This window comes from Candidatus Bandiella numerosa (assembly GCF_021811875.1).
Taxonomy (GTDB): domain Bacteria; phylum Pseudomonadota; class Alphaproteobacteria; order Rickettsiales; family Midichloriaceae; genus Aquirickettsia; species Aquirickettsia numerosa_A.
The window spans coordinates 1-2,668 of record NZ_JAJBJD010000151.1 but is presented as its reverse complement, the minus strand read 5'-3'; the positions used below and the strand labels follow the sequence as shown (position 1 = coordinate 2,668).

1 protein-coding gene is annotated in these 2,668 nt (G+C 37.3%); it reads left to right on the top strand.

All coding sequences use genetic code 11. The annotated features are described in order from the left end of the window. The first annotated feature begins 224 nt into the window (after positions 1–224). Positions 225–2,159 carry a hypothetical protein gene (locus L8D11_RS04840; RefSeq protein WP_236870541.1) on the top strand — a complete coding sequence of 645 codons (1,935 nt, stop codon included), beginning with the start codon at positions 225–227 and terminating at the stop codon, positions 2,157–2,159. Positions 2,160–2,668 lie beyond the last annotated feature (509 nt).

Sequence of the window (2,668 nt, the reverse complement as noted above, 5' to 3'; positions counted from 1 at the left end):
CTGATACTACCTCGCCTTTTTCTTTTTTTCTTACTATTATTTCAAAATCCATTTGATACCTGTATTGTTTTAGGTCAAAGGTTAGCACTTTTCCTATTTATACGCTATCTAATATTTATGCTTCCGTTATTTAGGAATCCCTTTATTTATGCAACAAAGTTCTTGTTATCAGTTATAAATTCAGTATAGTTTTTACAACAGTATAACAAATTGTACTTTCTTCTATGTCTTCTAAACAAAAAACTTCTTTAAGTAAAAAATTTTCTGAATTATTAAAAATCCCCACCGATTGTTTGCCAGAAAACTGCCCTAGTGGGGCGTACTTTATTTCTGATTCTGACGGTACCTCTCTTTATTCGCTCGGCTTTCAGATTGGTGGCCCTCAAAGTACTATGAGGCACGGAGAAACGAATGAATGGTCTAATAAAAGGTATGCAATATTAGTTGCAGGTGGTAACTACGAGATGTCAGATCAGTTTAAGCTCGGGTATTATACGCAAGTTGTTGGCGTAGCAGATGGGGCCTCAGACGTTCGGATTGCTCCTGGCATCAACGTGCTAAATAACTGCGAGAAAGTTGGAGATGCAAACTGCAAGGCGCCGGGCGGGCTTGATAATTTTTGGCGTAGCATTTCTGATATTACGCTTGATGTCTCTAGGCTTGGCGCGCCACTGCGTTTTGCAGTCTCACAGGCATCGCCTATAAGAGATGTTAAAATAATCGGTAATGATATTTTAATGTGCGATTGGGGCCTTGGTGGTGATTGTGGATTTACTAGTGGTGGCTTTATTAGTAAGATGTATGTCTCTAATATAATACTAGGGTCACAACAACAGTTCTACGTTGCAAATTCAAATTTTGGACAGTTGCAAGCTGGGGTATGGAATATTGTATCTCATAATAATCATGGTACAACATTTGGTGATGGAGACATATCTACAAAAAATTTATGGGATGGGTATCCGTTTACACAAATTAATGATGATATTATTCTGCAAATTCCAAGAATTATATTTGACCAAGGCAATTGGAGTGTACAGATTGCATCTGGCAAAAAAGATGCAAATAGCTTTGTAGTTCTATCGCTAGATAACGATACATCTCCAACAATAGTTAGTAAAGATAAGGTACAAGTAATAAATGCGGAAATTGCCGGTGGCGCACCTGGACTTATAATAATGCCTGGCATATACAACATACAAGGTGTACTCAATATACCAAACGACAAGGTGGTATTAGGATTAGGATTACCCTCTTTAGTATGTCAAAGTGATTCTGGTAAATGTATGGATCTAGGAAGTGAAGGTGCTCATATAGCTGGCATGACTTTTGATGCTGGGGTGTACGGCTCTTCGTCTAACCCTGATAACATATTACTTAATGTAGGTCAGCAGCATCATGGTTCTTCAATAAACCCGACAACGTTGCAAGATATATATTGTCGGATCGCAAGAATAGATGATGCACAGGCTTCGCCATCTGCTTATGCGTGCGTTAAGATCAACTCAGATAGCGTTATTGGCGAAAATTTATGGTTGTGGAGAGCTGATCATGATAAACAATCACTTCAGATTCCATTTGACATAAATTATTGTAAGCACGGCCTTATAGTGATTGGGAATGATGTGCAAATGAATGGTTTATTTGTTGAGCACTTTAATGATTATCAAACTATATGGCTAGGCAAGAACGGTAAGATCAAATTTTATCAATCAGAGTTACCATATTTTATGCCATCTGGTGGCGCAACGGTAGATTGTACTGTGCCAGATTCTACCTATATTCAGAAAGAACAAGTTTGTCCATCTTTGTATATAACTTCAGATGCCTCTGGATTTAATGCTAAAGGCCTTGGAGTTTATTCGTTTTTTCCAAATGATCTTGGTCAAAAAACAATAAAAGCCAAGTCTGTCTTAAAAGCTGATACGGACGATTTATCGATTTCTCATGTGGTTATGCGCTGGTTGAATGGAGATCCAGAAAGTGGTGTTGAATATATTTTTGAGACAAACGGAGGCGTTCCTTTCCCACAAGGTAGCTCTGTAGATGGTAATCATAATAAGGGATATGCATTTTCTTCCTATCCTGTACAATCTGAATTATTAGATGACTGCTCAATTTATAACTGCGTTTATACTGAATATGATGAACAATACTGATCGCTATGGCACACTCAAGTTAACTGAAAAAACAAAAATTTATAGTTCTTAAATGCCCAGACCGCAGATAAATTGAACAATATTTAAAGTTGTTCTGGCAACTATGGCTAGAAAAATAAATTAACTTGACGCTGCATTTAAAATAGCGGCAACGTCAAGTTAATGGGAATATGATCATAATACAACCCTTACCCTTAAAAATTAGGCAGCAGCTATCGATTGAGAAGCATGATCCCAAATAGATTTAGCATTGAAAAACATTTCTTTTTGCTTGCAAGATCTTTTTAATTTCATATAGCACAACTCTTTTTTCCTAATTTAGCTATAATGAATTATTCTAAAGGAAAATAAAACAATTTTATAAAACAGAGGGAAAATGAGGTTGTGTGCGCCGTGCATGATGTAAGAGTAGAGGGTTCAAGTCCCTCATGGGCTGATATAGAGCTGTCCATTAGCTGAGGCAAGGTTAACTTCGTGAGGAGTTGGCGGAAGGAAGCTGACGGCAAAGT

Excerpts from the sequence above, each read along its gene's own strand:
- L8D11_RS04840 (WP_236870541.1), top strand. The coding sequence starts at position 225 with ATGTCTTCTAAACAAAAAACTTCTTTAAGTAAAAAATTTTCTGAATTA.